Raw genomic sequence first — 25,756 nt, forward strand, 5'->3', positions numbered from 1 at the left:
GGTAATGCATTGCCGTATCTGCTGGTATAGTGCCTGGAATCGAATTTTATGCGAAATGAAAAAACGAAAGAAGAAATACTATCCCAACATACAGAAGACCTCCAGGGGACAGAAGGGCAGGCCGGTTAGAAAAAAGAACAGATATTCGGCTGTCAATATCGGAAAAACGATTATACTGGCAATACTGGGACTTATTATTGTTCTTGGAATTTTTGCAAGGGCAAGACATTTCATCCTGTACCACGTGCAGGACAGGCCGCATGAGCAGGCCAACGGGAAACTGACCAATGAAGGCGCCGGACGCCTTCCTGCATCCCCGAAGTGAAATAGATAAAAAAAACTTATAAAAGGCGATTGTTGATTCAGAACCGCAGGCTTTTCAAAGGGCCTGCGGTTCATTTTATATTCTTAAAAAAATAAAGACCCCTGCGGCAAAATAAAAAAATGATGAAAAAGTATTCAAATATCTCCAATGCAATTCTGGCCGTCCTCAAGGACAACCCGGAGAGGGATTTTGCTCTCGAAGAGCTTTCCGCGCTTTTATTTCCAAGAGATGGGCAGGAAGACGAAAAGCAGAACCAGGCGGCGGTTCTGGATATGCTGATTTTTCTGGATGACCAGAAGATGATCCTTCTGGATTTTGAGACCGACCGATGCAGGCTTGCCAAATGAAGCTGATAGGATCAAGGGCGGAAGCCTTTATTTCCGGAGAGCCTTCCCCGAAGGGAAGGCAGTTCCGGAAAAGCCTAATTAAGCTTTCAGACCAGCACGCTGAGTGCGGCAGGCTCTGCCGAAATCCGGCAGATGTTGGTCCTTAATTTATAATGCTCCCCGTCGATCTGCGCGTCGGTGAAGATCTTCATTGGCATTTCGATCTGCAGGCTCTGCACCAGATGGTGCTGTGCCTTTTTGAATCTGCTCACCGAACGGGTCAGGATGCGGTATCCAAGGGCTATCTTTTCGAAAAAGGAAAGCTCGGGAATGAGCACCAGGTCAAGTTTTCCGTCGGTCAGCATCGCATCGGGGGTAAGGGTCATATTATAGCCCATTTCATTGGAATTGGAAACAAAAACGATAAAAGGCCTGATGGGAATCACCCTGTCATCAAAAGAAACGATGGCCGGCTGTGCCCTGTACTCAAAGGCTGCCGCAACTGCGGCCTTTACATAGGCAAAAAGCATCCTTTTTCCGGAATGCTCGTACTTTCTGATGATCATGGCGTCGATGCCGATGCCGGTGTTGCTGAAAAAATAATGCTGGTTGATCCTTCCCGCATCTATTCTTATTTTCCTTCCTTCCCTGATCACTTCAAGGGATTTTCCGATCTCATGCGGTATGTTCAGATGCGAGGCCAGGCCGTTTCCCGACCCCAGCGGGATGATTCCCAGCTTCACATCGGTGCCGATCAGGCAGGAAGCCACCTCATTTACGGTTCCGTCGCCTCCGCAGGCGACGATAATGTCGGGATTATGCTCGAGGGCCTTCTGCGTGAGGACAAGCGCGTGCTTTCTGCTCATGGTGTAGTCTGTCCTGATCTTATACCGGTCAGAGGGAAAAAACTGCCTGATGTAAAAATCGGGCATGCTGTGCCGTCCTGCTCCGGAGACCGGATTTATTATGAAATGTATATAGGTCATCGCTTATTTTAAAAGTTTGTTTGTAAAAAGGTAATCGGCGGTCTGGTACCATGCGATGGTCTCCTCAAGAAAGGGCCTGTCCATCGGAAGGGGGCTCAGGCTGTTGTCCGATTTTTTCCAGCTGTAGAAAGCCTGCTTCTTCTGGTCGGAGAGTATCATGACCCGGCTGCCTTTCATGAGCGCGAGCTTGCGGTAAGTCCCCAGGAAGGCACGCTGCTCGAAATCGGGGTCAAGGATGTCCCTGCCGAAGAAATCGGATTCGTAGTGCCATTTGAACATCGAAAAGACGGTAGGCCAGAGATCGATCTGCGAGCACTGCTTGTCCACTTTTTGGCTGGCCGTTTGGGGCATATTCACGACAAAGGCTGGGATATGGTAGTTGGCAATGTCTATCTCATCCTTTCCGGCGCTGCTGGCGCAGTGGTCGGCAACGACGATGAAGACGGTATTCTTGTACCAGGGCTTTTTGGACGCTTCTGCAAAGAGCCTTTTCAGGGCATAGTCGGCATATTTGACGGCGCCCTCGCGTCCCGTGCCGGACGGGATGTCTATCCGGCCCGAAGGATAGGTGTACGGCCTGTGGTTGGAGGTGGTCATCACGAAATTCAGGAACGGTTTTCCCTGCTTATGCTTCTGGTCGGCAGTGGTAATCATTTTATTGAAAATATCCTCATCGCAGATTCCCCATGCATTCTCGAAGGTGACCTCGCTGTCTGCGATATTGCGCCTCACCGTGCTGATGCGGTCGCTGAGCACGCTTCCGCGCCCTCGGTCATAAATGCTGAAGCCGTTGCCCCCGAAATAGGAGTTCATGTTGTCGAAGTAGCCGTCACCTCCGTAAAAAAAGCTGCAGTCATAGTTCTTGGAACTGAAGACATTGCTGATGGTGTAGAGATCCTGGTTTTCAGGCCTTTTGACAATCGACTGTCCCGGGGTTGGCGGTATGCACAGTGTCAGCGCCTCCATACCGCGCACGGTTCTGGTTCCGGTGGCGTACATGTTGGTGAAAAAGACGCTCTTCTGGGCAAGGCTGTCCAGGAAAGGGGTCAGGTTCTGCCTGTTTCCGAATTCTGCCATAAAATCCGCACTGAAGCTTTCCATGAGGATAAAGACAACGTTGCTGCGCTGCAGCGGCGACTGGGCATCCTTTATGCTGCGGTGGATCGAGTAGCCTGTGGTGGCAAAGGATACCGTGCTGTCTGCCAGTTTTGATTTGACGATTCTGAACGCGCGGTCATTTTCGATGGAGGTGTAAAACTGTTCGTACTTCATCTGGTTATTGCGGAAAGCGGCAAAAAAGGAATAGATCCCCGATTTGGAAATTTCGGAATTGTAACGGTTGGCGGACCATTCTGCCTGGCTGCTGGAGATAAAAGTGATATAAAAGGATGCCGCCGCCGTGAAGAGCAGCAATATGGAAACCCTCTTCACTATGTCCGTGTTGCGGGAGAATGCGGCGGCAAAGGCTCTTGATCTGTAAAAGGCAAAAAGCACAAGTGCGGTAACTATCACGACAGCTGATACGAGAAGTGGCAGCGGATAGGACTCCTGTATATTGGCAATGACCTCGTAGGTGTAGATCAGGTAGTCCACGGCAATAAAATTGAAGCGGGTCCTGAATTCCTCCCAGAAGGTGATTTCGGCCAGAAAGGTGAAAACCAGTATGAAAACATTCAGCGCCGTAAAGAACCAGATTACGATCCTGTCGGCCAGCGAGCCTGTCCATCGTCCCGCAAATACGGTATAGTAGAGAACGGCAGGATAAGAAATAAGCGCAATGGTTCCGATATCAAAAAAAAGCCCTGTAAGGAGCGTGCGGATGACATCAAAAAGGCTTTGCGAGACCTGGCCATGCTGCCAGATAAAAAGGATGATGCGCAGCAGCTGCGAAAACAGCAGAAACCATGCAATAAAATGAACCAGCAGTGCGTATCTGCCGGTTCTGATAGACAATTTACCCATAACTCAATAATAACTCAGCAAAGTTTACATTGCAATGTTGTAGTCATTCTGAATTTTTGGTTTTTATTAAGAAATAATAGCCCTGTTTATGAAAAAAAAGCGCATTGCGGCCTGCCGTTCTCCTATGACGCATCCGAGCGGAAACTGCCTGCGCAATCAGGTGCCGCCGCTAGAATTTTACGCTGAAGCAGTGGAAATCGTTATAATAGGAGTAGGAGATCTTCCAGCCGCTTATCTCGGTTATCTTCCTGATGATGGCCAGACCCAGCCCGCTGCCGTTTGCCGAGGCGCCGCCGCTGAAAAAGCGCCCGAAGAGCTTCTCAATGGGAAGCGGTTCGGCCTTTCCGGTGTTGAGGACCATCAGCTCGCGGTCCAGCGTCCTGATTATGATATTTCCCTCGGTGCGGTTATGGCGGATGGCGTTAAGCACCAGGTTGTTGATCAGGATTTCGGCAAGGACCGGGTTGGCTTCTATTTCGAGCCTTTGGGACAGCTGCACATTGATGGCGACCCATTTCTGGCCGGCCTGCTCGGTAAAGAAGTCCAGATGCTTTTCTATATGCCCATTGACCGAGATGCAGGTTTTTTCCAGATAGATCTCATGCTCTATTTTGGATAGCAGCAGCAGATTTTTGTTGAGCCTGTTGAGCTTTGCCACATCCCTGCTCAAGGCTCCCAGCACGCGTGTCTGGTCCTTGTCGAGCCTCATCTGGAAAAGGGTGTCGATCTTGTTCTGGAACAGTGCCAGGGGGGTCTGAAGCTCATGGGCCGCATTTTCGACAAACTCCCGCTGGCTTTTATAGATGGCCGTATTTTTTTCGATCAGTGCCTCAAGGCTTCTGTTCAGGCGTTCAAATTCGTCGATGTCAGTCTCCAGGAAATGGGGGGGCTTGTTCTTGTCGATCTCAAATTCATGGATCTGGTCCAGGGTGTCATAGAAGGGCTTCCACCGTTTGGAGGCCGTCTTTTTGGAGAGCCATACAATGCCGATGAAAAGCACCAGAAGGATAAAGGTGAACATGCCTGCGATGGTGAAAACCATCCTTTCCATTTCCAGCAGGTGGATCTTTTCGGTATAGGTGTATTTTTTGCCGGCAATTTCCACAGGGGCGTATATGATGCGGAACGGCTCCTTCTCTTCCGCTGTCGAGTCTTCGATCACGGTGCCCACAATGGAATCCCTGGTGACGCCCATATCGGGCATAATGGTGAAATGCAGGTTGTACCTGTTCCAGGTCTTGATGTCTTCGGGAGTGAAATTGCGGCTGGACTGGTTAATGAATGCGTTTTTATGCTGCACGAGGACCTCCTCGGTTTCGTAGATGAAAAGCCACTGGCTGACAAAGTAGAAGATCGGAGCGCAGATTAGAAGGATGACGGCGGCAAGCACGAGAAAATCGCGCGTGGTTTTGCTGAGCAGTTTTTTACGATTCATTTTTCCCATTTGTATCCTTCGCCGTAAACGGTTTTAATGTAGTCGCCCGATCCGGCTTTGGCGAGTTTCTTTTTGAGGTTTTTGATGTGCGCATATATGAAGTCATGGCTGTCGAGCATATCGGCCATGTCGCCCGATAGGTGCTCGGCGATGGCTGCCTTTGAGAGGACCTTGTCATTGTTGCCGATCAGGAACAGCAGAAGGTTGAGCTCCTTTCTGGTCAGTTCGAGCTTTTGGCCATTGACCAGCACGGTTTTGGTGAACACTTCAATCCTGATCTCCTGGAACACCACGCTGTTGCTACCCTTGAAGTTCCTGCGGCGCACCAGCGCCTGCATCCTTACCAGCAGTTCGGCAAGGTGGAAGGGTTTGGTGAGGTAGTCGTCGGCGCCAAGGCTGAAGCTTTCCAGCCTTGTTTCCAGGGTCTCTTTTGCCGAAATGATTATCACCCCGTCGGTCTTGTCTTTGCTTCGCAGCTCCCTGAGGATGTCAAAACCGTCCCCGTCGGGAAGGCCAAGATCAAGAAGTATGCAGTCGTAGTCATAATTGTCGATCTTATGGATGGCCTGCACATAATTGTGCGCCGTTTCGCATTTTACGCCGTTGTCCTTGAAATAGCTCTGTATGCTTTGAGCGATATCCTGTTCGTCTTCTATGATTAAAATTTTCATGATGCCATTTTCTTACCGCCCCATGACAGTGCATATGCCCACTAAATTTAAGAATTTATGGCAATATGTGCGCTGCGGGGCATCATTTTTTTTTAAACGGCGGGGCCGTTTATATATTACAGTCTGTAATAATACGGCTCAATTTTGAATTAATTCTGAATTTTTGCCTGCAGCGTGTTTTTTTGCCTCAAAAACTGCCTTAACCTATCCGGGCTTTGATAAAGATTCCCCCAGCCATGAAAACTGGATGCCGGGAGAATCAGATCAAAAAAAACACGGTTTGGGAACATATAAATGTTCTTGTAAGGCTTTATTTTTCAGCGCTGGACCATGCTGGAAATAATATTGATGCTCAATGCCAGTATGGTGGTGTTGAACATAAAGGAAAGCACGCCGTGCACCAGTGCGGTCCTCCTTATCTTCCTGTCCAGTATGGCGACATCCGATACCTGGAAAGTGGTGCCGATCACAAATGAGAAATAGACAAAGTCCAGATAGTCAGGTTCGCCTTTTCCGGGAAAATCAAGGCCGTTGAGCGAATAGTGGAGGTTGGCGTATTTGAAGGCAAAGGTGGTATGGACCACCGCCCAGGCAGTTCCCACCGATGAGAGCGTCATCACCACGTGCAGCGCCAGCTCGGAACCAGTCTTCTGGTCGGCTGAAACATACAGCAGCACTATGCCCAGAAGGCTTACTGCCGTTGTAAGTAGCATGAACAGGGACAGCACAGCGCGTCCCGAGTCCTGGTCTTTGGCGTTCTTCTTGAGCTCGGCCACACGGCAGGTGAATATGGTGAACCAGGAGAAAAACAGCTGGGTTAGCGAAAAAGCCAGCCAGACCGCCATGATGTGCACCGAAGGCCTGCTGGTTCCTATCTCAAGGACAAGGGCCGTGAGCAGCCCCGCCGAAGCGGAAATTGCCAGCCTTGACCTGTTGCTGAGCCGGTTGATAAATACTGTTCCATTCATATGAAATTATTTTTATGGCCGAGGCCGGTTGTTGATCCTATCGGTAAATGTTCATATTTTCGTCGTAGATGGGGCTTTCCACATCCAGAAAGTTCAGCACGCTGTGAAAGACATGGTACTGGGTCACCGTTTTATTGGCCTTCAGCTTTTTTGAGCCGGGCGATGCCCAGACAATAAAGGGTATCTCGAACTGCTCCTTCGGGGCAATGCTCATCGGAAGGCCGTGCATGTAGAGATTGTTTTCCCCGAGGGACTCTCCGTGGTCGGAAACAAAAATCATGGTGCTGTCAAATTCCTTGAGCTCTTTCAGGTTCTGGATCACGCGGCTGAGCAGGTAATCGGTATAGACTATCGTATTGTCGTAGGCGTTCATCAGTTCCTGCTTTGAGCAGTCGGCAAGCTCGACGCTGCTACAGACCGGACTGAACTTCCGGAAGCCTGCCGGATACTTGGCGCTGTAATTCGGGCCGTGGCTGGTGCTGGTATGCAGCACCAGGAGTATCTTGTCTTTTCTGCTGGCCAGTATCTGCTCTTTGAAAAGCGCCAGCAGGATTTCGTCATAGCCGCAGGCTTTTCCCCTGCAGGCTGCGCCAAGGTATTTCCTGTCCTGGTAATTTTTGATGTGCAGCGGCGGCTCTCCCCAGTTGGCGGTCCTCCATATGACCTCCACATTGTTCCGGAAGAGGTAGTTGGGCAGTATTTCGTACAGCTCATCCGTCTTTTTGTAATCCAGGATCGCCTTTACCCCGGCCGTGGTGTAGGTTGCGGCGGAAACCGCGTCCAAAGGGTGCACATTTTCTATGTCTGCAAGCATCGGATTGGTGTTCTTCGGATAGCCGTACAGGGAGAAATTGGCCTTTCTTGCGGATTCCCCGATGACCAGCACCACAATGGATTTCTTCCTGCTGCTGATGCGGGCATCGGGAAGAAGGATTTCCTTCTGGTTTTTCTTATACTGGTGCACGTAGAAAAGAGTGGTGTTGACCGCATAGGACCAAGGCATTGCCAGGCCTCCCAATTTTTTGGAATTCTTGTCGATCCAAAGCCAGCCGGCAGAATTGATAAAAACCAGTGCAAGCGCAATGAGAAAGCTTCCCGAACAGAGCGCTGCAAACCTTTTAAGGGGCTCTTTTACGGTCCTGATCCTCAAGAGCGCCGCCGAGGGAAGTATCCCGAGCACGAGCACATAGAGGGCCAGGGTGATAGAAAAATAGGCGCTTGATTCCGCATAATTGGTGTTGAGGATATTCCCGATCATGCTTTCGTCTATGATCACGCTGTAGGCATTGATAAAATACAGGGCCGCCGCGCTGAGGGCAAAAAAAAGCGAAATGATAATTCTGCCGATAAGTCCGGCAAGGTAGACCAGCAGATAGAAGACCAGGAAATCCAGCACAAGCATCAGCAGGATGAGGCTGGCTATGGTCATCATGCCGCTGAATCCCGCGTAATTGAGGTTCCCGACCACAAAAGCGAAGAAGGGGATATGGAAAAATATGCAGTTGGCCAGGCTTGCTAAAGCCGCCAGACGGGCTGCCGGAAGACTACCTTTTAACATATGCGGCGGTTATTTTAAATAAAGATACGGATAATGCGGCAATTGAGATGTAAAATACCAATAGGTTCTCCTGCAGGATCTTTCCGGCCAGCGCAAGCCAGCACACCGTAAAGCCAATGATGAAGAAGGGATAGTATCTTCTGCAGCCTATCCATTTCCAGATGCGCAGGCGCAGGGAGATGAAAATTCCGGCAAGGGCGCAGCAGTATCCCAAGATGCCCCCGATAAGAACATCAATAGGGTAATGGGCGCCCACGGCCACACGTGTGAGGATGAGCGCGATTCCAGCGGCCACAAAAGCCGCGCACCATAAGATCCTGTGCCTCAATCTTGCAGGCATGAAGGCAAACATCAGGAGGGAAAGCGCCGTAAAAATGGTGATGGAGTGCCCGGACGGCAGGCTGCTCTGCCCGGACAGGACCTTTCCGATTATGGTAAAGCTGCCGGTATCATAAAAAGCCGCCGGCCTTGGGACATGGAAGATTTTTTTCAGCAGGCTGGAAAGCAGGCAGGAAACCAGGAGGGCGGAGGCAAGGCATTCCCATATTTTCGGGGCGTGGAGCACAAAAATGCTGAGCAGGGAAACCACCACCAGCGCATTTCCGGTTTCGGTGAGATTGTACTGCACTTCGGGATATCTGGACAGGGCCGAATTGAGCAGGAAGAAATATTCCCGCTGGACCATGATGTAGGATTCCGCGCGCAGCGCATCAAGCATGAACAGGAATGCGGCGATGAGCAGCAGCAGGAGCGCAGGCAGGACGAAAAGCGATGGACGCAGCCTGGAGAAATTGAATGAGACATAAATATCCATCAAGGGATTCACCTTTTCGGACCTGATTTTCTGGATGCCCCCATCGGCATCTTCAAGGAATAGCTGGCGCATTGTCTAGGACTTAGTTAATGATGGCTTTACATTGGCTTAACCAGGGCAAAACATATCGGATTATTTTTGCCGAAAGTTTACAATCCAATTTTGTAATCATCCTGAATTTTCGCCCCTCCAATAGCGGCGGGAGGAATCCTGCACGCTTCAATTCGCTTGCATACAGCGCTTTACGGGTTATGCTTTTTCTTAAAAATAATCTCCGGCGCCGCGGGAAAGGCGGCAGATAATGGAGGCATGGAGGCCGAGAATTTTATAATTGAAAAATTTAGATTATATAAGGGTGCGCATGGCATAATTTGCTAATTTTAGTTCCGTGAAATTCATCTGCAGCATACTGGCCCTGATCATAGTCGCCCTTTCCAGCATTCCGTGCGAGAAGGGAGCGGGCTCTTCGCGTGGGGCGCACCCCGCTTTGAGCATGGCTTCGGGCAGTTTTCAGCCTGCCGATGCGTGCTGTCCGTTCTGCACCTGCCTGTGCTGCCGCAGCATGCCGGCTCTTGCGCCTGCCGCTGCGCTGCAGGCTCCCGTGCCGCCTTGGTCACCTTTCCCATGCGCAGGCTATATCAGGCCTAAAGCCTATTGCGCCTTCCGCTGCTCCATCTGGCAGCCTCCGCAGACTGGCCGCTTTTTATCCTCCTAGGGTTCAGAGGGGCCATAGGAGCGGATCTGCGCATACCTGCTGCAGCTTCCGCACTTCCATTCACGTCCAGACCGCTGCAGGCGGGGCTCGCGCATCAGCGTCTGAGCCCGGCCGCCATTTCTGCGCTTTCCATGCGCCGCCCGCCGCCATAAGGACGGCAAAGCGCAAGCCATGGACGGATGCAGGGGCATGCCGTTTGGCTTTTCAAAAATTTTAGAATTACATTATGCAGAAAATATCCAAAGCGCTCTATGCGGCGGCAATGCTGCTGCTGGCGGCTGCGCTCGCTTCGAATGCCGCGCTCTATTTTTCAGAAGGGGGAATCCCGGAAACGGCGAAGGCCCTTAATATCATGACTCCCATTGTTACCCTGGCGTATCTGCTGTCGGCTGTCATCATCTATAGAAGATCTAAAAAAAGCAGCAGAAATGGGAAGCGCTAAAATAACATCAGCAATAAAGGAAATGGCAAAAGCGCTTGGTCCGGGCCTTATTACGGGGGCCAGCGATGACGACCCTTCGGGAATCGCAACCTATTCGCAGGCGGGCGCCCAGACGGGCCTTGCGACCTTATGGACCGCGCTGCTGACTTTCCCGCTGATGGCCGCCATCCAGGGAATGTGCGCCAGGATCGGACTGGTTACCGGCAGGGGCCTCACCCTGACCATCAGGGAGCATTATCCAAAGGGGCTGCTCTACGGCGTGCTGCTGATGAGCTTTCCCGCCATTACCCTGAACATCGGGGCCAACATAGAAGGCATGGCTGCGGTGGCAAACATGATTTTCCCCGCTGTGCCGGTGCCGGCCTTCTGCCTCTGCATCACGGCGGTGCTGATAGCTGCAATCATCGCCTTTCCGTATCGGAAGATCGCCAATATCCTAAAGTGGCTCTGCCTTTCGCTGCTGCTTTACATGGCGGTGCCCTTTATGATGGACCAGGACTGGGTGGCTGTCGCACGCAATGCCTTTATACCGACAATTGCCCTGAATAAGGATTTTATCCTGATACTGGTGGCCATATTCGGCACGACGATTTCGCCCTACCTCTTCTTCTGGCAGGCCACCATGGAAGCGGAGGATGCGGCCCACGGCAGGCAGGACCCCGCTTTGGGCAGGCGCAGTCTGGCCGATATGAGAAAGGATGTAAATGCGGGGATGCTGCTTTCCAATCTGGTCATGTTTTTTATCATACTCACTGCGGGAAGCGTGCTTTATCCTGCCGGCATACGCCGGATCGATACGGTGGCGCAGGCGGCGGCGGCCCTTGAGCCCCTGACGGGCAGGCTGACCTATCTTATCTTCGCGGCGGGCGTTCTGGGGACTGGATTTCTGTCCATACCGGTTCTTGCGGGCTCGCAGTCCTATATGCTGGCGGAGACCTTCGGCTGGAAAACGGGCCTTGATAAGAAATTCCATAAGGCCAGGCTGTTTTACATTTCCATAATCTTCTCGCTGGCGGTCAGCGTAGGGCTTGACTTTTTCGGGATCAGCGCGATACAGGCGCTGCTCTACACGGCGGTCTGCTATGGGCTGACTGCGCCGGTGATGGTTGCGGTGGTCCTGCATATCGGCAGCAATAGGAAAATAATGGGCGAAAACACCAATTCGATGCTTTCAAACGCATTGGGTGCCATTGCCCTTATCATCATGTCGGCGGCGGCTTTTGCGCTGCTCTACTTCCTTTTTTTCTAGGGGGATGCGCCATCAGGCGGCCCGGCGGACGGGGACAAGCCCGATGCCCCAGCGGGGCATCGGGTTTTTTTCTGCCTCCGCGCTGCGGAACCCTTAAGTAAGTTTTAACACCGCATCGGCTGGAAATGTGTGGGCAAATGGCTATTTTTGGACGGCAATCTGCCACAAAAAAAAAGAGATCTCTGCAATGGAAAAAACGATACGGCTCAAAGTGAGGAAAGATCTGGATGCACAGCAGCAGTCCAGCGTCATAAGGCTGAAAGGCACCCTCATTTCAAAAGGATATACCCAGATCATCCATATACTGGATCTGGACGAGGAGTTCCATATCAATACCTTTGAAACGCCATCTGATAAGACAGCAGAAGCGATGCAGTACATTGCGGCTTTCATCAGTGGGGAAAGGCTGCTGGATGCCGTCATGACGGACTAGCAAGGGAAAAAAAATCCCCGCAGCATTGCCTCAACACGTTGCCTCGGAGGCTCAGGGTATTGGTGAAATCCCCCGCTTCTCGGCCTTTTCAGACCAGGTGACCTGCCAAGTGCGGCCATCGAGCTGGTCTGCGAGGATAAACGTGTACGCATCGGCTGTAGGATAGAGGAAGAACCTTCCGTTCTTTTCCTGTCCGGCAGGAACCAGGCTTTGCAGGGAAAGGGGCTGCAGGGACTTCTTTTTATCGGTGCCCCACTGCAGCTGCCAGAGCTGTCCATTTCTTGTGTCGAGTTTAATGAAAGCGGAAATGTAATGGGTTGGAATAAGCCTGTAGGCGATGCCCATGTCAGGAGAAATATAAGAAGGTGCCTCTGTATGGCTTTGAGCCGGTGCGGTCAGGGCGATAAAACAAATAATAAGGGAAAATACTGCTGTTTTCATGGTCTATTAATTTTTGGCAGGGTTAAAAAAATTGTGTCTCCGGTTTTGCTCTTGTCATACAGGCTATTGGATATCAACAATTCTGCCAAAACAGTAATGCCTTTAATATTGGAGAAACTTAGGATGATGCGGTAAGACTGGCTGAGCAATACAATGGGCCGTTCAGTAAATCGCGAAGGAAGCCCGAAAGGATCTGAAATATTGGAAGCTCAGCATAATTTCAATACAGGGCATCGCATTCCATTACCAGACTGGCAGGTCTGAACTTTTAGTCTTGCATATGCTGCAAATAATTGTAATTTTATAAAAAATCTTACTAAAAACTTTTGTCGCATTGATGAACATTGATTTTCTGGATGCAGGCTGTGCGGATGCCATCCATATTAATTTTAAAGGCACTGATGATAAAACGCACAACATCTTAATTGACGGCGGCAGCGAGAAGGGCCGCCTTTATGAGACAGGGCTCAGAAAGAGACTGCATGAGATAGTCAACATCAGAAAAGAAATAATTGATATATGGATCATTACCCACATTGATGATGATCATATAGGGGGAATTCTGCGCCTTCTTAAAGATGCTGACCTTCTGCAAGCCGTGGATCTGTCCAGAACCACTTTCTGGTTCAATTATTCGATCTGGGACTATGACACCGGCATCCGGACCAATAACCTAAAAAATGTTAAGCAGGGAATTACCCTTAGGGAGTACCTTGCAGCCTATTCTCAAGTAAAAAAGGACATAACTGACAGCCACCCCCTGATTGATTTATGGGGAGCCAAATTGATTATCCTGTCTCCCGACAATGCAAGATACAACTCGCTTCTCAAGCTGTGGAGAAATGAGGAAGTGAAAATGAGGGATAGGGAGCCTTCATCTTTAAAAAGCATAAGAAGTAATGACTACGGCAGAAGAATTGAGGATTTCGATACTTCAAGAGAAGTGAAGGATGCATCTGTGGAAAACGGATCAAGCATCAGCTTTATGCTGCAGTTCAACGGCGAATCGTTCCTGTTCACTGCCGACAGCCACCCTGATGTTCTTGCTTCAGCCATTAAAAGAAGATTCGGGGAAGAAAAGATTAAGCTGAAGCATATGCAGATTCCGCATCACGGAAGCAGGTACAATACAAGCAATGCTCTTTTGGAGCTGGTTGACTGCGAAAATTACATTATTTCAGCAGATGGATACAACCGGTCAAATCTTCCCAACAAGGAAACTTTAGTGAAAGTGCTTCGCGCCAATCCCGATAAAAATATCAAATTTTTTATAACGCAGGAAAATGAACTTACAAGGAACATTTTTAAAGCAGATCCAGAGTTTAATATTAATCTAACATTTCCCACGCCGGGAAACAGCCACCTCCACTTTGAAATAGGATGACAGCAGAAAAAGATTTTATAGTAAGAATTGAAAATCCCCAGGGATTCGGCAGCGGACTTCTATATTCGCCGGCCGGCCAATCGGAAGAGGCCTATGTGCTTACGGCAAGACACGCCCTTGTTGGGGATAATGGGATTCCATGGGAATACGATGAGCTGTCAGTCGGATTTCTTACTGATAATGGATGGTCTGAATATAAGCTGCAGGAAGGGGATGTAATATTATTTGGCGAAAATAATGCAACTGAAGATTTAGGCGTACTGGTAATCAAAAAGCAGTTCCTTCCCGTATCGCTTGACTATGATAGATGTCCTGGAATCTGCCTTGTTCCGGCTAAAGGCCATGAACTTGAGATAACCGGTTTCCCCAAAGTGGTTCTTAATAAATTAAAAAGAACACTGCACCATTTGAAGCCCCTTAAGGATAGAGATTACGAAAGGCAGATACAGATTGAAGTATCGGATCCCCTGACCGGGGAATACAATGACGACAACCTTGTGGAAGGCTATTCCGGAAGTCCGGTATTTGTCAAATTGAATGGCAGATATTTCTGCTGCGGCCTATTTCTTGCCTATGAGACAAAAAATAAAAGGATATTGGGGATCGATCTTTCTCTGGTAAATAATCTTCTGGCATCAAGATCGCTGCCCCTTTTATCATTGCTGCAGATAGAGACAGACCCTACCGTGCTTGAAGCAGCTGAAAAGCTTAATGAAAATTCTTTCAGGGTGCTTTCAAGAATACGAGACAGCGTCGGCAAAGTCAACCTGCCTAGGACCGAAATTTCAGCAGCTGCTTTGGAAGTTATAAGAAACGGCAAGCTGGCAATATTTACAGGAAAGCCGGGAAGCGGAAAATCAGCGATGGTTAAGAAGATTTTGGATGGATTAAAAAATGATTTTGAAATATTTGCTTTTCAGGGTGAGCAGCTGGACAAAAAAAGCATCGAAGAGATATTTGCAGATAAGCCTTTCTGCTTCGGCATATCCCTTTCAGAGGTTCTTGATTCCCCGCTATTCGCTAAAAAGAAAATTTTCCTTATAGACAGCATCGAAAAAATACTTGAAACGGATAATGCTGAGACGATATTGGATTTTTTTGAACTGCTTTTTAGAAGAGAGGATATTACATTAGTGTTTACCTGCAGGAGCTATGCGGCCGAGCATCTAAAAATCCGTTTTTTAAGGCAGTTTCCCGCTTTTCCCGATTTTGATGTGCCTGCGCTTGATGGAGCGGAGCTGGAATGCATCGCTGAGAGCTATCCGATGCTGAGAACCTTAGCAAAAAATAAATCCCTTTTGAAAGTTCTCCAGATTCCCTTTAATCTGGATAAGGCAGTGTCCTTACCTCAGAATTCGTTAGAAGATGATATTGATACTGAAGCTAGGTTCAAACAGATCATGTGGGAATATGTGATTGAAGGGCGCGAAAAGGAATCAGATCCGCTAAAAAGACAGCTGCGCGGCGAGACATTTATGGAAATTGCCCTGAAGAGGGCTTCGGCAATGAGCGCATATGCAACTGTTGGGCACGCGCGTGCCGACATACTTCACGAGCTGACCGCTGACCATATTATTGATCCCGAACCGGTATACAGAAGAAGCTTTGCGGCAGCTCATGACATCTATGAGGACTGGGCACTGACAAGGCATATTGACAGCAATTATCTGCAATACATTGCTGAAGAGGGCAATTACGGCGCTTTTTATGATGCAATAGGAACCTCTCCGGCAGTCCGGCGAGCCTTCAGAATCTGGATATCAGAAAAAATACAGGCAATGGACGGATCTGCAGGCCGGCTCGTAAAATCAACCCTCAACGGTTCGGCAATCCAAAACTACTGGAAGGATGAAATATTAGTTGCTGTCATGCAGTCGCATTACAGCAGTGATTTTCTGCGGGAAAACAAGGATTTTCTATTTTTAGATCAGTTTAAATATTTCATAAGGATAATTTTTTTAGTTCGGGTTTCGTGCCAGAAGCCGGATTTTTCCCTCCTTAACGCATTGGATGTGGACAAAAGGACTCAGGTATATCACAATATCAATCTGGTGCCCTACGGTGAAGTATGGGCCAATCTCATTGAATTTATTTTCTTAAACCTGAATCTGCTGCAGCCGCAGATGAGATTGATACTGTCAATGCTGCTGCAGTGGGAGAAAGGCCTGAAAAAAAACGGACCTTTTCCTGCCGGGGCCGAGCATGCGGCTAAAATTTTAATATGGTTTTACAATAATTTTACATCAGGCGTCTCATCTGACCAGGGAAGGGCTAAAACTGAGAATCTTGAAAATGGAATATTAATGCTTTTCCGTCTCTCTGACTTTGTCAAAGATCAATTGAAATCATTAATAGAGGATGCATTCAGAAATAAAAACAGGGATGCTGATTTTGAAATCGGCAATCTGTATGACAAGATTTTAGAGTATGCCCTTGACGGGTACGAAGGGCAGAAAATATGCAAAAATTTTCCTGAACTTGTCCTTGAAATTGCAGAAAGCAAATGGTTTTATTATCCGCCGACTCCTGAGCAGATTGCAGAAATGAAGAGGCAGTCCATCCTGGGGCCGTACCACCGGTCGATGATGCACAGCGAGCAGGATTTCGGCTTCAGAAGGAGCACAGAAAGGCATTATTCACCTGGAAGCCCTTATGAAACGCCTATATTGAACCTTCTGCTGTATTCTCCCTTTGCAACTGTAGATTTTTTAGTGAAGCTGTTTAATCACGCTGCCGATTCCTATATCAAGTCCGATTTCGGCCGGGACAATGAATTTCTGCATCCTTCCGACCATCGTTCGCAGATAACTGTTATAATGGACGACGGAAGAGAGATTAAGCAGCATGCCAGCCCTTCATTATGGATGATGTTCAGGGGAACCTATTTTAATTCGCCCGATGTTCTGAAATCCTGCCTAATGGCAGCCGAGTGCTATCTGCTTCAGATCGGCCGGGATATAAAAGAGAACAAGCATGACCAGTACACTAAATTTTTAAAGGCTTCCTGGGACTACACCTTTGAGGCTTTTTTAACCAGATGCAACAGCGTCATGGGGTCGGCAGTGCTTATAAGTGTCGCTAATGAGCATATGGATCTTGCCGGTAGAAGAATTTTTCCTTTACTGAAAATAAGGGAGATTTATCATCTGGATTTCCACAGGTGCCTTAAAGAATCAGAAGCCTACAGTCCGCTGAGCTATAAAAAGCACCGACAGCTGCGCCATTTGCAGCTGCAGAACTTCCAAACACTTAAGCATAGAAGCAAAAGCATTGAAGATCTGGTTATGAACCTGAGTTTTGGAGAGTTTCAAACCGAAATCTTTGAGATAATAGATAATTTTTATCTGGAAAGCCCGACAGACCAAAACTGGCGTTTTGCACTTGCGCGCATCGACCGCAGAAAATTTAGAATAGTAAAAGAGGTTGAAAACGGATTTCTATTAGAAACAGAACTGGAAGATGACTTACAAAAGGTTGTCGAGGAAAATAAGACAAAGGAGGAGGCGAACCATCTGGTATTATATGCCGCCCACTGGTGCATGCAGAAATTAAAGCATGAAACCGCTGAAGAGGACAGTTATGAAAAATGGTCGGAGTTTCACAAAATCTCTGTGGATGCCCAAGATAATATAAACATCGCCGGGCGGCATAAGCAGCCTGTGCTGGTGGCAGCAATTGGAATAAGGGATTTCTATTCATCATTAAGCGCAGCAGAAAGTGAATGGTGTGAAACAAAAGTAAACGAGCTGTTTAAATACGAACTCTTCGAAAATAGGCTGCTGGATTTCATGAATTCCAAATACACGGTGTATGAAACAGATGCTGCCTTTTCTGTTGTTCCAATTTTGATGCTCAAGTCGGATGAGAGGGAAAAAAAGATTTACAAGCAGAATATTCTTTATTACTTAACGCATTTTCACCAGAGATCCGAGCATAATTCCCTGAGAGCGTCAATTAACAGCTGCCTATGGAAGCATGATCCCGGTTTTGTATTAAACTGCATCTACTGCATTGTGGAGTATTCAAAATTCTCGCACCTTAAGCACAGGCTGGAGCATTTAAGCGGATATAAATCTTATAAAAGAAATTTCTTTTCCATTATAAAAACAGCGCATTATAGAATAAGGTTAAAAATAAATCCGCATTATAAACCCAAAGGCCGCATTGCGGGGCATATCAAATACAACGATGCCCTTAAACAATACAGCGCCGGTTTTGATGCCATTATGAATAGGGTCGCTGAAGAGGAAACCCCAGTGGAGATTGCAATTCCCGAATATCAGTCAAATGCAGGGGACTGGCTGTTTGAAGCCTTGAAACTGGTGCCGGCTGAAACAGAACTCAAAATCCTGCGGGACTATTTCAAGAATGTCTTGAATTTCATTTTTGAAACCTTTGCAAAAGATTCCGATCCATATGACGACACGATCCATCATTCCCTGCAGCAGTTTTTTCAAGAAAAATTTGCACTGTTTTTACTCAGCCAGCCTGAGGATACTGCAATTGAGAACTTTAAAGCATTAATTGACTGGGCTTATGCAGATGGCGTAAAAATCTTGTATTCCAATAAAAAATATGAATTTACCGTTAAGTGCCTGGAGGAAGTGGTAAACCAGTTTTTAAATGATGAATCCAAAGCGGCAAATTTCTGGATTTTATGGAGTTATTTAAGCCATAAGATTTTAACGGCTAAGATGTTTATTTTTGATAAAGCCTTTCTTTTTAACCATCGCATACTGTTCTTAACGCAGTTGGATTGGAATCCCCTAAAAAATAAAAAGCATTTTTTTGAAACTTTTATACTCCAGGGGGGAGACCTTGAATCTTCGGGAAGATTAACTGCCGGCATTGGATTTGAGGAATTAATGCCTGACGCTGTCAGCTGGCTGGCTGAACGCATTAAAAAAGAGTGGCCCGGAAATAAAGGCTGGGATTTTTATCTTGAAAAAATTATTATCCAGACCTATTATGACGGCCGCATGAGAAGAGAAATCACGGCAACCGCCAGATTAAGGAATGATTTTATTGCGCTGCTGGACAAGCTGATAGATCAGAGCGCTTCTTCTACAGCTTATATAATCCGTGAAGATTTCATATCTTCAAAAGGCCTGGCGTAAAATTGGTGACATGTTTCAGTAACTCGGAAAAAAACACAGAAAAGATAAAAAAGATTCACGGTATTTATGAACCGCACCATTTTGTCTTTAATGACTGTACCTTTGCCTTTAGTGCAGACAGGTCGTTAATCTCATGGAGATAAAACAGTCCAACTAAAATATAATGGGAATTTGGCTTAACGTCTTCATTGAAGGTATCCGTAAAATAAAACTGCGGGTCTGCTGAATTATAAATTAAGGCATATGCATTATCAGGATTCGGAGCCGAGATGCATCCATTAAACAGATTTACAATCTCCTGATCAGTAAGCGTGGATAAAAAGTGGCAGATTAGTTCATTCATGGCATTACTTGTAAAATTTATATTCAATTCCAAATTTAAATACCGATGCCGGCGTAGATCTGGTTGGGAAAAAACGGATAATTAAAGTATCTCTGTTTTTTTTAGCTGTGATCTTATAGCCTCTTTCTTCCATGTAGGTGGAGGTTTTGTCCTGAGCATCAATAATTTCAATTTTGGAAGGATTTTTTGAAACCTTAAAAATGGAATTATGTGTGTTTTCAAATATAAAAATATTTCCTTGTTTTTCAACTTCAATGTAATCTGCAGAAGCGGTGTCCGAGCTCATGATCCGCTTAGCTGCCCCTGAATTTAGATTATAAGTGGTTTCAACCATTTTGCCATAGCCCGGTTTCGAACTGCACGAGATTATCTTTCTGGATATCAACATGCCGGGCAAAAACGGTTTTGAATGCCTGGAGCAGATACGCAGCGGCGTAAAAGTGATCATGCTTTCCACCAGCAGCAATGCTGAAAACATACAGCGCTCCTATGAACTGGGAGCTGATTATTATGCCGTGAAGCCCAGCACCTTCCAGGCCCTTAAAGACCTTCTGCAGAACGTAATGGATATGGACTGGAGCATTGCAGGAAGAAACAGGGCAGAGTTCCTTCTGGTTTGAGATGGCGTTTATCATAAAAAAAATACAGCCCTGCAGTTCACATTGCAGGGCTGTTATTTTATAAATTAAAGCCGGTTTTACAGAGCGGCTTCTTCTTCTGAAAGTGCCTGATCAGATACGTCTTCCTGAATATTCTCCGCAGCCGCTTCCCGGGATTGAGCCTGAGGTGCGGCGGTTTTTTTCATTAGGATATAAAAATCCCTGAGATGCCACCATGCAGGACAGCGGTCCACAGGTCCGCTGAAGTTTCTGATGGTGCTGTAGCAGCTCCTGAGAAAAACCTGCGTATCGGTAATATTTGCCCATTCGGTCAGTCTTAGTTCCTTGGGCGGTGGATTGCTTTCAAAATAGCGTTTTATTTCTTCGTGGTTCATGCCGCAAATTTAGGCAAAATCCGCGCTCTTACAAGGGATGGACGGGAGTATGGCGCTTGATATGCTGAGGATTCATCCGCTTTTCCAGCAACGTTTTGATAACCAATTGCATGCGGTTTGCTAAAAATCTGTCCCCTTTTAATGCCTTAAGAATATTTCTTTAAGACCTAGCAGTGAAGAGGCAGAAAAAAAATACTTATAGGAAAAATAGACCATTTTTTATAAATAATGGATGAATTTTCATAATAATCACTCAAAGCATTTGATCTAATTTGGCACTTTGAAATTATACTGCAAACTAAATCGTTTTCCATCGGCAGAAAAACTGTCTATTGACGAAATTAATGATGTAGTAGAAAAAAATATAGGACATGAAAATATCAGATTCTTTTAAAAGTGCAATAGTTGAAGCCATCTGCCTGCTTTATATACTTCTTTTCGTCTATGCTTCTGTAAGCAAAATTATTGATTTTGAGAATTTTCAGGTGCAGCTTGGACAATCTCCCCTTCTTAGTGCATTTGCTGTTCCTGTTTCCTGGGGAGTTATTATAAGTGAATTAGGAATTGCTCTAATGCTGGTTTTTCCTGGAAGCAGGAAAATCGGGCTTTACGCAGGTTTCTGTCTGATGACGATGTTCAGTGCATATATTTTTATAATTCTTAATTACAGTTCTTTTGTGCCATGTTCCTGTGGCGGGATTTTGGAAAAAATGAGCTGGGGGACGCATTTGGCATTCAATATCGTTTTTGTTCTGCTTGCCGCCTTGGCTATTACAGTATATCCCGACCATAACAGGTTGTTTTCAAAAATTTCCAATTCAGTAATTCTTTCTTTGATCTTTATTTCAGGAAGTGGTGCAGTAGCAGTTCTGTTTCTTGCTTCTGAAAAAATTATGCATTATCAGAACCCGTTTATAAGACGCTACCCGCATCATCCTGTTTCAATAGAAAAAACCATAGATTTAAAATACAACTCCTATTATTTCGCAGGCTACGGAGAGGGAAATCTGTATCTCGGAAATTCAACGGCACCTTTCAGCCTTCTTTCCATTAGTAGCCAGATGGAACAGAAGAAAATAAGAATAAGGCTAGACAGGGAACGTTTTGACTTCAAATCGGTCAGAATAGCAGTCCGCCCTCCATTCTTTTATGTTTTGGACGGGGTTGTCCCTGTCATATTCCAGGGTAAAACATCTGAGTGGAAAGCCCTGCAATTGGCCACCACCCCTCCGTATTTTAACATTGCATATCCTGCCGACAGTACTTTGGTTGTTTTTAGGGGAATGAGTTCAAAAACGCGGAATAATGTCATAGGAACTTACCGATGGGGAAAAAACAGTAGAACAATAATAAGTCCTCATTTGCTCCAGAAGCAAATCGACGGAATTTTTGATACGGACGGCATGCTGCATTTCAGTCAAGAGTTGAATAGCATTATATACTTGTACTCATATAGAAATGAATATTTAGTAGCAGATAGGGAAGGAAAATTAAACTTTAGAAGTCATACTATCGACACCAATTCGCATGCCAAAATAAAAGTTGCTTATTTAAAAGGAAAATCAGAACGAGTAATGTCTGCTCCAGCAATTACAGTAAACAGATCAAGCAGTGTAAATGAAACTTTTCTATATGTAAACTCAAATGTCCCAGGCAGATTTGAAGGAAGACAAAAATGGGAATTGCAGTCTGTTATTGACGTCTACGATTTAAAAAAAAGGTCTTACGTATTTAGTTTTACAATTGATCGCTTGAATGGTAAAAAGCTTCGCAACTTTTATGTTGTTCATGGTAAAATCTTTGTTTTAATAGGTACAAAACTAGCTATCTATAAATTTAGTAATGAAGTAAACAAAAAATATTTAAAAGCTCCTGAAGCTTAATTAAAAATATACTTGCGCATGTATCAGGAATTAGATCGAAAACCTGTAAAAAAAAGTAGATCATTTAACTTTTTAAAAAATAATACGTTATGAAAACCACAATTTCAAGAAGAATGATGCCCTTTGCTGTTTTTGTTTTGGGTATCGCAGGTGCTTTTTCAACTGTTTCAATGCAGAGTAGCGATAAATTAGAGGCTACCGATATTACAGGATATGTTGATAACAATGATGGAGGCAGCCCATGTGACTTAGCAGTAACCTGTCAAATAGAGTCCACAGATGAAATCTGTCGCCAATTTGATGATTCTGGTCCAGAAGCGAAGGCAATGTTTCCAAATGAGACATCTTGTAGTCGCACAGTTTTTCGTGTTGATCCTGAATAAGCCAGGTTCTAATATTTAATAATGCAATGCAGTTCGAAAGAACTGCATTGTTAATTTAACTATTGTTATTTTAATCCTTCATTGATCCATGGAGCTGGTGGTTCATTTTTTAAAAAATAGGCAAACCACTGAGTTAACCTAACCGAAAGATCTTTTTGATTTCTATGGTCTCTTAAAGTGTGTCCTTCTTTAGGATACACTAACATGATGTGTTTTTTTTCAAGGCGGCGCAAAGCCAGAAAAAATTCAACGCTTTGATCTAACTTTACTTCAAGGTCGCTGTCTCCTGTCCATGAGAGTAATGGCGTTCTAATCTTTTCAACATGTTCAATAGGCGAGTTCTTCCTATACCCATCACGATCATCAAAAAGTGATTTCCCCATTCGAAATTGTTGACTTTCAAAACGCCAGATATCTGGTTTCCCCACTGCCGGTCCAATTGATAGATAAAAGGTGGATAGATCTGTTACAGCCGAACCTGAAACAGCTGTGGCAAAAAGATCTGTTTGTGTAATAATATAATCAGTTTCATATCCTCCAAATGAATGTCCAATAATCCCGGGCCGAGTACATAAAGTACCTTTTCAAGACCGTGCGCAAGTTCTTCGGCGAGGCCATAGTGGTGACCCAGGAAGTGGACGATATCATCAAATCTCCCATTGTGAAGGAGAGCATCATCAACAATTCCGACTGCAAGATCCTTCTGGACCAGCGCAAGTACATGAACAAATTCGATGACATACAGGCGATGCTCGGACTTACCGACAAGGAAAAGGCGCAGGTGCTTTCGATCAATATGAACAACAGTCCCTCTCGTCTCTACAAGGAAGTCTGGATAGGTCTGGGAGGAACCCAGTCCGCGGTGTATGCCACCGAGGTGAGCCTGGAGGAATACCTGGCCTACACGACCGAGGAAACCGAAAAGATGGAGGTCATGCAGGCGGCTGCAGAGCTGGACGGTAACGTCGAGCTAGCCATCAGGCATATTGCGAAGCTGAGATGGGAGAGGGAAAACGAGAATAATCAATAATCCAAAATCTATAGAAAATGAAAAAAATGCTATCAATGGCGTTTGCGGCAGTCATGCTTGCCGCTGCGCCGTGCGCAAAAGCGCAGTTTGTGGTTACAGACCCGGCCAATCTGGCCTCGGGCATACTCAACAGTGCCAATGAAATCATACAGACGTCCTCGACGGTCTCCAATGTAGTGAAGAACTTCAAGGAGGTGCAGAAGGTCTACAATCAGGGAAAGGAGTATTACGACAAGCTGCAGGCGGTGAACAACCTGGTGAAGGATGCGCGAAAGGTGCAGCAGACCGTGCTTCTGGTGGGAGATGTATCGCAGATCTACGTGCAGAATTTCGGCAGGATGATCAATGACCCCAATTTTACGCCGCAGGAGCTCATCGCCATCGGGAATGGGTATACGGCGCTTCTGGGAGAAAGCACCGAGCTTTTGAAGGAGCTCAAACAGATCGTGAGCACATCGAGCCTGTCGCTGAATGACAAGGAGCGCATGGACCTGATCAACAGAATCTACAAGGAAGTCAAGGAATACCACAGCCTGGTGCGATACTACACCAACAAGAACATATCGGTGAGCTATCTCAGGGCGAAAAAGAAGAACGACGCCAAAAGCGTGCTTGACCTGTACGGGACCTCCAACCAGAAATACTGGTAGGCATGGAGTTCAATAATCTCCATGAGGTGCTCCGCTCGCTTTACGATGACATGATGCCCCTTGCGGGGGATATGGCGGCGGTTGCGAAGGGGCTGGCAGGGCTTGGAGCGCTGTTCTACGTGGCACTGCATGTCTGGCAGGCGCTGGCAAGGGCGGAACCCATTGACGTCTATCCGATGCTGCGTCCCTTCGCGCTTGGCCTGTGCATCATGTTCTTCCCGAGCATCGTTCTGGGAAGCATCAATGCGGTGCTGAGTCCGATAGTCAGCGGAACCCACGGCATACTGCAGGGACAGGTTCTTGACCTTAACAGGCTGCAGCAGCAGAAGGACCAGCTGGAATATGAGGCGATGGTCCGCAATCCCGAAACCTCTTATATGGCTTCAGATGAGGAATTCGAGAAGAAGCTCGACGAGCTGGGATGGTCGCCCTCGGATATCGGGACCATGGCGGGGATGTATATGGACCGGCAGGCCTATCAGATGGAAAAGATGATAAAGCAGTGGTTCCGGAACTTTCTGGAGGTGCTTTTCCAGGCCGCGGCGCTGGTGATCGACACCATAAGGACGTTTTTCCTCATAGTGCTTTCCATCCTTGGGCCGATTGCTTTTGCCATATCGGTCTGGGACGGTTTCCAGTCGACGCTCACCCAGTGGATCACCAGATATGTCAGCGTGTATCTGTGGCTTCCCGTAGCGGACCTTTTCAGTTCCATGCTGGCGCGCATCCAGTCGCTGATCATCGAAAGGGACATCGAGATGCTTTCGGACCCGGCTTTCATACCCGACACCTCCAATACCGTCTACGTGATTTTCATGATCATAGGCATTGTGGGCTATTTCACGGTGCCGACCGTGACGGGCTGGATCATCCAGGCCGGAGGCGGAGGCAATTTCATGCGCAATGTGAGCCAGACGGCCATGAAAGCCGGGAACATCGCCGGAGCGGGCGCGGGTTCCGCCGCAGGAAATATAGCAGGAAGGCTGGTCAGCAGATCCTGACAACCGATAAAAACAAAGAAAATGGAATTCAAGACATTACGAAACATAGAAAACAGTTTCCGGCAGATCAGGCTCTACGCCATCGTTTTTGCACTGCTCTGTACGGGAATCACGGGATCCGCCCTGTGGTATTCCTACCGTTTTGCCGATCGGCAGCGCGAGAAGATTTATGTGCTGGACAACGGGAAATCCCTGATGCTGGCACTGTCGCAGGATGCGGCGGTCAACAGGCCCGTCGAGGCAAGGGAGCATGTGAGGCGTTTCCACGAGCTTTTCTTTACGCTGGCTCCGGACAAGGACGCCATTGAAAGCAATATGAAGCGCGCCTTCAGCCTTGCCGACAAAAGCGCCTTCGACTACTACAAGGACCTGTCCGAGAAGGGCTATTACAACCGCATCATATCGGGCAATGTGCAGCAGCGCATCGAGATTGACAGCGTGGTGTGCAGCTTCGAATCCTATCCGTATTCGGTTAGGTCGTACGCCAGGGAATTCATCATACGTTCGAGCAATGTGACACAGCGGAGCCTTGTTACCTCGTGTCTGCTGGTTAATTCCGTGCGCTCGGACAGCAATCCGCAGGGCTTCAATATTGAAAAATTCGCAGTGCTGGAAAATAAGGATATGCAGATCATTGAACGGTGAA

25 protein-coding genes and 1 pseudogene are annotated in these 25,756 nt (G+C 46.9%); 14 read left to right on the forward strand and 12 right to left on the reverse strand.

The genetic code is table 11. From position 1 onward, the window contains the following. Positions 1 to 55: 55 nt before the first annotated feature. Positions 56 to 325, forward strand: coding sequence for a hypothetical protein (locus FF52_RS05935; RefSeq protein ID WP_035690958.1), 270 nt, complete (start codon positions 56 to 58; stop codon positions 323 to 325). A gap of 122 nt (positions 326 to 447) precedes the next feature. Beyond that, the gene (locus FF52_RS05940) at positions 448 to 672 is read left to right on the forward strand and encodes a hypothetical protein (RefSeq protein WP_237718532.1); all 225 of its coding nucleotides are present in this window, start codon (positions 448 to 450) and stop codon (positions 670 to 672) included. Positions 673 to 758: 86 nt separating this feature from the next. On the opposite strand, the gene FF52_RS23350 is transcribed toward FF52_RS05940, so the two are convergent. The 7 genes from FF52_RS23350 to FF52_RS23375 all read right to left on the reverse strand — a co-directional run bounded on the left by FF52_RS23350 (position 759) and on the right by FF52_RS23375 (position 9,117). Beyond that, a complete protein-coding gene (locus FF52_RS23350) occupies positions 759 to 1,637 on the reverse strand; it encodes a diacylglycerol/lipid kinase family protein (protein WP_044047782.1) in 879 nt (292 codons plus the stop codon). A 3-nt stretch (positions 1,638 to 1,640) separates the two neighbouring features. Beyond that, a complete protein-coding gene (locus tag FF52_RS05950) occupies positions 1,641 to 3,599 on the reverse strand; it encodes an LTA synthase family protein (RefSeq protein ID WP_008463802.1) in 1,959 nt (652 codons plus the stop codon). Between the two features lie 169 nt (positions 3,600 to 3,768). Continuing rightward, on the reverse strand, positions 3,769 to 5,034 hold the full coding sequence (locus tag FF52_RS23355) for a sensor histidine kinase (protein WP_235023016.1): 1,266 nt from the start codon (positions 5,032 to 5,034) through the stop codon (positions 3,769 to 3,771). Next, entirely contained in the window at positions 5,031 to 5,705 is a 675-nt protein-coding gene (locus FF52_RS05965) for a response regulator transcription factor (RefSeq protein ID WP_008463807.1), read from the reverse strand. The genes FF52_RS23355 and FF52_RS05965 overlap by 4 nt, the downstream gene beginning before the upstream one ends. 317 nt (positions 5,706 to 6,022) lie before the next feature. After that, the gene (locus tag FF52_RS23365) at positions 6,023 to 6,673 is read right to left on the reverse strand and encodes a DUF1345 domain-containing protein (protein WP_008463808.1); all 651 of its coding nucleotides are present in this window, start codon (positions 6,671 to 6,673) and stop codon (positions 6,023 to 6,025) included. Positions 6,674 to 6,710: 37 nt separating this feature from the next. Next, the gene (gene eptA, locus FF52_RS23370; protein ID WP_008463809.1) at positions 6,711 to 8,231 is read right to left on the reverse strand and encodes a phosphoethanolamine--lipid A transferase EptA; all 1,521 of its coding nucleotides are present in this window, start codon (positions 8,229 to 8,231) and stop codon (positions 6,711 to 6,713) included. After that, positions 8,218 to 9,117 (reverse strand): phosphatase PAP2 family protein, encoded by a 900-nt coding sequence (locus tag FF52_RS23375; RefSeq protein ID WP_008463810.1) that lies wholly within the window; start codon positions 9,115 to 9,117, stop codon positions 8,218 to 8,220. The genes eptA and FF52_RS23375 overlap by 14 nt, the downstream gene beginning before the upstream one ends. 869 nt (positions 9,118 to 9,986) lie before the next feature. Here FF52_RS23375 and FF52_RS05990 point away from each other — a divergent pair. From FF52_RS05990 to FF52_RS06000, 3 genes are all read left to right on the forward strand, one after another. Next, complete coding sequence (locus tag FF52_RS05990) at positions 9,987 to 10,202, forward strand: hypothetical protein (protein WP_008463811.1); 216 nt, start codon at positions 9,987 to 9,989, stop codon at positions 10,200 to 10,202. Then, positions 10,189 to 11,451 (forward strand): NRAMP family divalent metal transporter, encoded by a 1,263-nt coding sequence (locus FF52_RS05995; protein ID WP_008463812.1) that lies wholly within the window; start codon positions 10,189 to 10,191, stop codon positions 11,449 to 11,451. Before FF52_RS05990 ends, FF52_RS05995 begins: the two co-directional genes overlap by 14 nt. A 187-nt stretch (positions 11,452 to 11,638) precedes the next feature. Then, on the forward strand, positions 11,639 to 11,884 hold the full coding sequence (locus tag FF52_RS06000) for a hypothetical protein (protein ID WP_008463813.1): 246 nt from the start codon (positions 11,639 to 11,641) through the stop codon (positions 11,882 to 11,884). 51 nt (positions 11,885 to 11,935) lie between these two features. Here the strand turns inward: FF52_RS06000 and FF52_RS06005 are convergent, their stop codons facing one another. Beyond that, positions 11,936 to 12,325 (reverse strand): hypothetical protein, encoded by a 390-nt coding sequence (locus FF52_RS06005; protein ID WP_035690985.1) that lies wholly within the window; start codon positions 12,323 to 12,325, stop codon positions 11,936 to 11,938. 337 nt (positions 12,326 to 12,662) lie between these two features. Here FF52_RS06005 and FF52_RS06010 point away from each other — a divergent pair, with 337 nt between their 5' ends. Further along, positions 12,663 to 13,709: an MBL fold metallo-hydrolase gene (locus FF52_RS06010; protein WP_008463814.1), complete on the forward strand. Its 1,047-nt coding sequence runs from the start codon at positions 12,663 to 12,665 to the stop codon at positions 13,707 to 13,709. Further along, positions 13,706 to 18,826 (forward strand): ATP-binding protein, encoded by a 5,121-nt coding sequence (locus FF52_RS06015; protein ID WP_008463815.1) that lies wholly within the window; start codon positions 13,706 to 13,708, stop codon positions 18,824 to 18,826. Before FF52_RS06010 ends, FF52_RS06015 begins: the two co-directional genes overlap by 4 nt. 64 nt (positions 18,827 to 18,890) lie before the next feature. Here the strand turns inward: FF52_RS06015 and FF52_RS06020 are convergent, their stop codons facing one another. Further along, the gene (locus FF52_RS06020; RefSeq protein ID WP_123875688.1) at positions 18,891 to 19,169 is read right to left on the reverse strand and encodes a hypothetical protein; all 279 of its coding nucleotides are present in this window, start codon (positions 19,167 to 19,169) and stop codon (positions 18,891 to 18,893) included. Between the two features lie 4 nt (positions 19,170 to 19,173). Then, a complete protein-coding gene (locus FF52_RS23740; protein ID WP_008463819.1) occupies positions 19,174 to 19,557 on the reverse strand; it encodes a hypothetical protein in 384 nt (127 codons plus the stop codon). Here FF52_RS23740 and FF52_RS06030 point away from each other — a divergent pair. Beyond that, positions 19,556 to 19,789 carry a response regulator gene (locus FF52_RS06030; protein WP_008463821.1) on the forward strand — a complete coding sequence of 78 codons (234 nt, stop codon included), beginning with the start codon at positions 19,556 to 19,558 and terminating at the stop codon, positions 19,787 to 19,789. The genes FF52_RS23740 and FF52_RS06030 overlap by 2 nt on opposite strands. Positions 19,790 to 19,866: 77 nt before the next feature. Here FF52_RS06030 and FF52_RS06035 read toward each other — a convergent pair whose 3' ends face one another. Further along, on the reverse strand, positions 19,867 to 20,163 hold the full coding sequence (locus FF52_RS06035) for a DUF6965 family protein (protein ID WP_008463822.1): 297 nt from the start codon (positions 20,161 to 20,163) through the stop codon (positions 19,867 to 19,869). Positions 20,164 to 20,534: 371 nt separating this feature from the next. Between FF52_RS06035 and FF52_RS06040 the strand changes: the two genes are divergently transcribed. Then, a complete protein-coding gene (locus FF52_RS06040; protein WP_008463824.1) occupies positions 20,535 to 22,046 on the forward strand; it encodes a MauE/DoxX family redox-associated membrane protein in 1,512 nt (503 codons plus the stop codon). An 89-nt stretch (positions 22,047 to 22,135) separates the two neighbouring features. Next, on the forward strand, positions 22,136 to 22,429 hold the full coding sequence (locus tag FF52_RS06045; RefSeq protein ID WP_008463825.1) for a DUF6520 family protein: 294 nt from the start codon (positions 22,136 to 22,138) through the stop codon (positions 22,427 to 22,429). Positions 22,430 to 22,494: 65 nt separating this feature from the next. Here FF52_RS06045 and FF52_RS23380 read toward each other — a convergent pair whose 3' ends face one another. Next, positions 22,495 to 22,986 carry an alpha/beta hydrolase family protein gene (locus tag FF52_RS23380; protein ID WP_083847500.1) on the reverse strand — a complete coding sequence of 164 codons (492 nt, stop codon included), beginning with the start codon at positions 22,984 to 22,986 and terminating at the stop codon, positions 22,495 to 22,497. 5 nt (positions 22,987 to 22,991) lie between these two features. On the opposite strand from FF52_RS23380, the pseudogene FF52_RS06055 reads away from it, so the two are divergent. The 4 genes and pseudogenes from FF52_RS06055 to traK form a co-directional block, all read left to right on the forward strand. Next, a pseudogene (locus FF52_RS06055) lies at positions 22,992 to 23,459 on the forward strand (TraG family conjugative transposon ATPase); the annotation flags it as partial. A gap of 17 nt (positions 23,460 to 23,476) precedes the next feature. Continuing rightward, entirely contained in the window at positions 23,477 to 24,109 is a 633-nt protein-coding gene (locus tag FF52_RS06060; RefSeq protein ID WP_008463828.1) for a DUF4141 domain-containing protein, read from the forward strand. 2 nt (positions 24,110 to 24,111) lie between these two features. After that, positions 24,112 to 25,110 carry a conjugative transposon protein TraJ gene (gene traJ, locus FF52_RS06065; RefSeq protein WP_008463829.1) on the forward strand — a complete coding sequence of 333 codons (999 nt, stop codon included), beginning with the start codon at positions 24,112 to 24,114 and terminating at the stop codon, positions 25,108 to 25,110. Positions 25,111 to 25,131: 21 nt separating this feature from the next. Continuing rightward, positions 25,132 to 25,755: a conjugative transposon protein TraK gene (traK, locus tag FF52_RS23385; RefSeq protein ID WP_008463830.1), complete on the forward strand. Its 624-nt coding sequence runs from the start codon at positions 25,132 to 25,134 to the stop codon at positions 25,753 to 25,755. Position 25,756: the final 1 nt, after the last annotated feature.

This window comes from Flavobacterium sp. F52 (genome assembly GCF_000278705.1).
Taxonomy (GTDB): domain Bacteria; phylum Bacteroidota; class Bacteroidia; order Flavobacteriales; family Flavobacteriaceae; genus Flavobacterium; species Flavobacterium anhuiense.

Bases quoted from the DNA above. Each gene is read 5' to 3' on its own strand.
- FF52_RS05935 (WP_035690958.1), top strand. From the start codon at position 56: ATGAAAAAACGAAAGAAGAAATACTATCCCAACATACAGAAGACCTCC.
- FF52_RS05940 (WP_237718532.1), top strand. From the start codon at position 448: ATGAAAAAGTATTCAAATATCTCCAATGCAATTCTGGCCGTCCTCAAG.
- FF52_RS23350 (WP_044047782.1), bottom strand. From the start codon at position 1,637: ATGACCTATATACATTTCATAATAAATCCGGTCTCCGGAGCAGGACGG.
- FF52_RS05950 (WP_008463802.1), bottom strand. From the start codon at position 3,599: ATGGGTAAATTGTCTATCAGAACCGGCAGATACGCACTGCTGGTTCAT.
- FF52_RS23355 (WP_235023016.1), bottom strand. From the start codon at position 5,034: ATGAATCGTAAAAAACTGCTCAGCAAAACCACGCGCGATTTTCTCGTG.
- FF52_RS05965 (WP_008463807.1), bottom strand. From the start codon at position 5,705: ATGAAAATTTTAATCATAGAAGACGAACAGGATATCGCTCAAAGCATA.
- FF52_RS23365 (WP_008463808.1), bottom strand. From the start codon at position 6,673: ATGAATGGAACAGTATTTATCAACCGGCTCAGCAACAGGTCAAGGCTG.
- eptA (WP_008463809.1), bottom strand. From the start codon at position 8,231: ATGTTAAAAGGTAGTCTTCCGGCAGCCCGTCTGGCGGCTTTAGCAAGC.
- FF52_RS23375 (WP_008463810.1), bottom strand. From the start codon at position 9,117: ATGCGCCAGCTATTCCTTGAAGATGCCGATGGGGGCATCCAGAAAATC.
- FF52_RS05990 (WP_008463811.1), top strand. From the start codon at position 9,987: ATGCAGAAAATATCCAAAGCGCTCTATGCGGCGGCAATGCTGCTGCTG.
- FF52_RS05995 (WP_008463812.1), top strand. From the start codon at position 10,189: ATGGGAAGCGCTAAAATAACATCAGCAATAAAGGAAATGGCAAAAGCG.
- FF52_RS06000 (WP_008463813.1), top strand. From the start codon at position 11,639: ATGGAAAAAACGATACGGCTCAAAGTGAGGAAAGATCTGGATGCACAG.
- FF52_RS06005 (WP_035690985.1), bottom strand. From the start codon at position 12,325: ATGAAAACAGCAGTATTTTCCCTTATTATTTGTTTTATCGCCCTGACC.
- FF52_RS06010 (WP_008463814.1), top strand. From the start codon at position 12,663: ATGAACATTGATTTTCTGGATGCAGGCTGTGCGGATGCCATCCATATT.
- FF52_RS06015 (WP_008463815.1), top strand. From the start codon at position 13,706: ATGACAGCAGAAAAAGATTTTATAGTAAGAATTGAAAATCCCCAGGGA.
- FF52_RS06020 (WP_123875688.1), bottom strand. From the start codon at position 19,169: ATGAATGAACTAATCTGCCACTTTTTATCCACGCTTACTGATCAGGAG.
- FF52_RS06030 (WP_008463821.1), top strand. From the start codon at position 19,556: ATGCCGGGCAAAAACGGTTTTGAATGCCTGGAGCAGATACGCAGCGGC.
- FF52_RS23740 (WP_008463819.1), bottom strand. From the start codon at position 19,557: ATGTTGATATCCAGAAAGATAATCTCGTGCAGTTCGAAACCGGGCTAT.
- FF52_RS06035 (WP_008463822.1), bottom strand. From the start codon at position 20,163: ATGAACCACGAAGAAATAAAACGCTATTTTGAAAGCAATCCACCGCCC.
- FF52_RS06040 (WP_008463824.1), top strand. From the start codon at position 20,535: ATGAAAATATCAGATTCTTTTAAAAGTGCAATAGTTGAAGCCATCTGC.
- FF52_RS06045 (WP_008463825.1), top strand. From the start codon at position 22,136: ATGAAAACCACAATTTCAAGAAGAATGATGCCCTTTGCTGTTTTTGTT.
- FF52_RS06060 (WP_008463828.1), top strand. From the start codon at position 23,477: ATGAAAAAAATGCTATCAATGGCGTTTGCGGCAGTCATGCTTGCCGCT.
- traJ (WP_008463829.1), top strand. From the start codon at position 24,112: ATGGAGTTCAATAATCTCCATGAGGTGCTCCGCTCGCTTTACGATGAC.
- traK (WP_008463830.1), top strand. From the start codon at position 25,132: ATGGAATTCAAGACATTACGAAACATAGAAAACAGTTTCCGGCAGATC.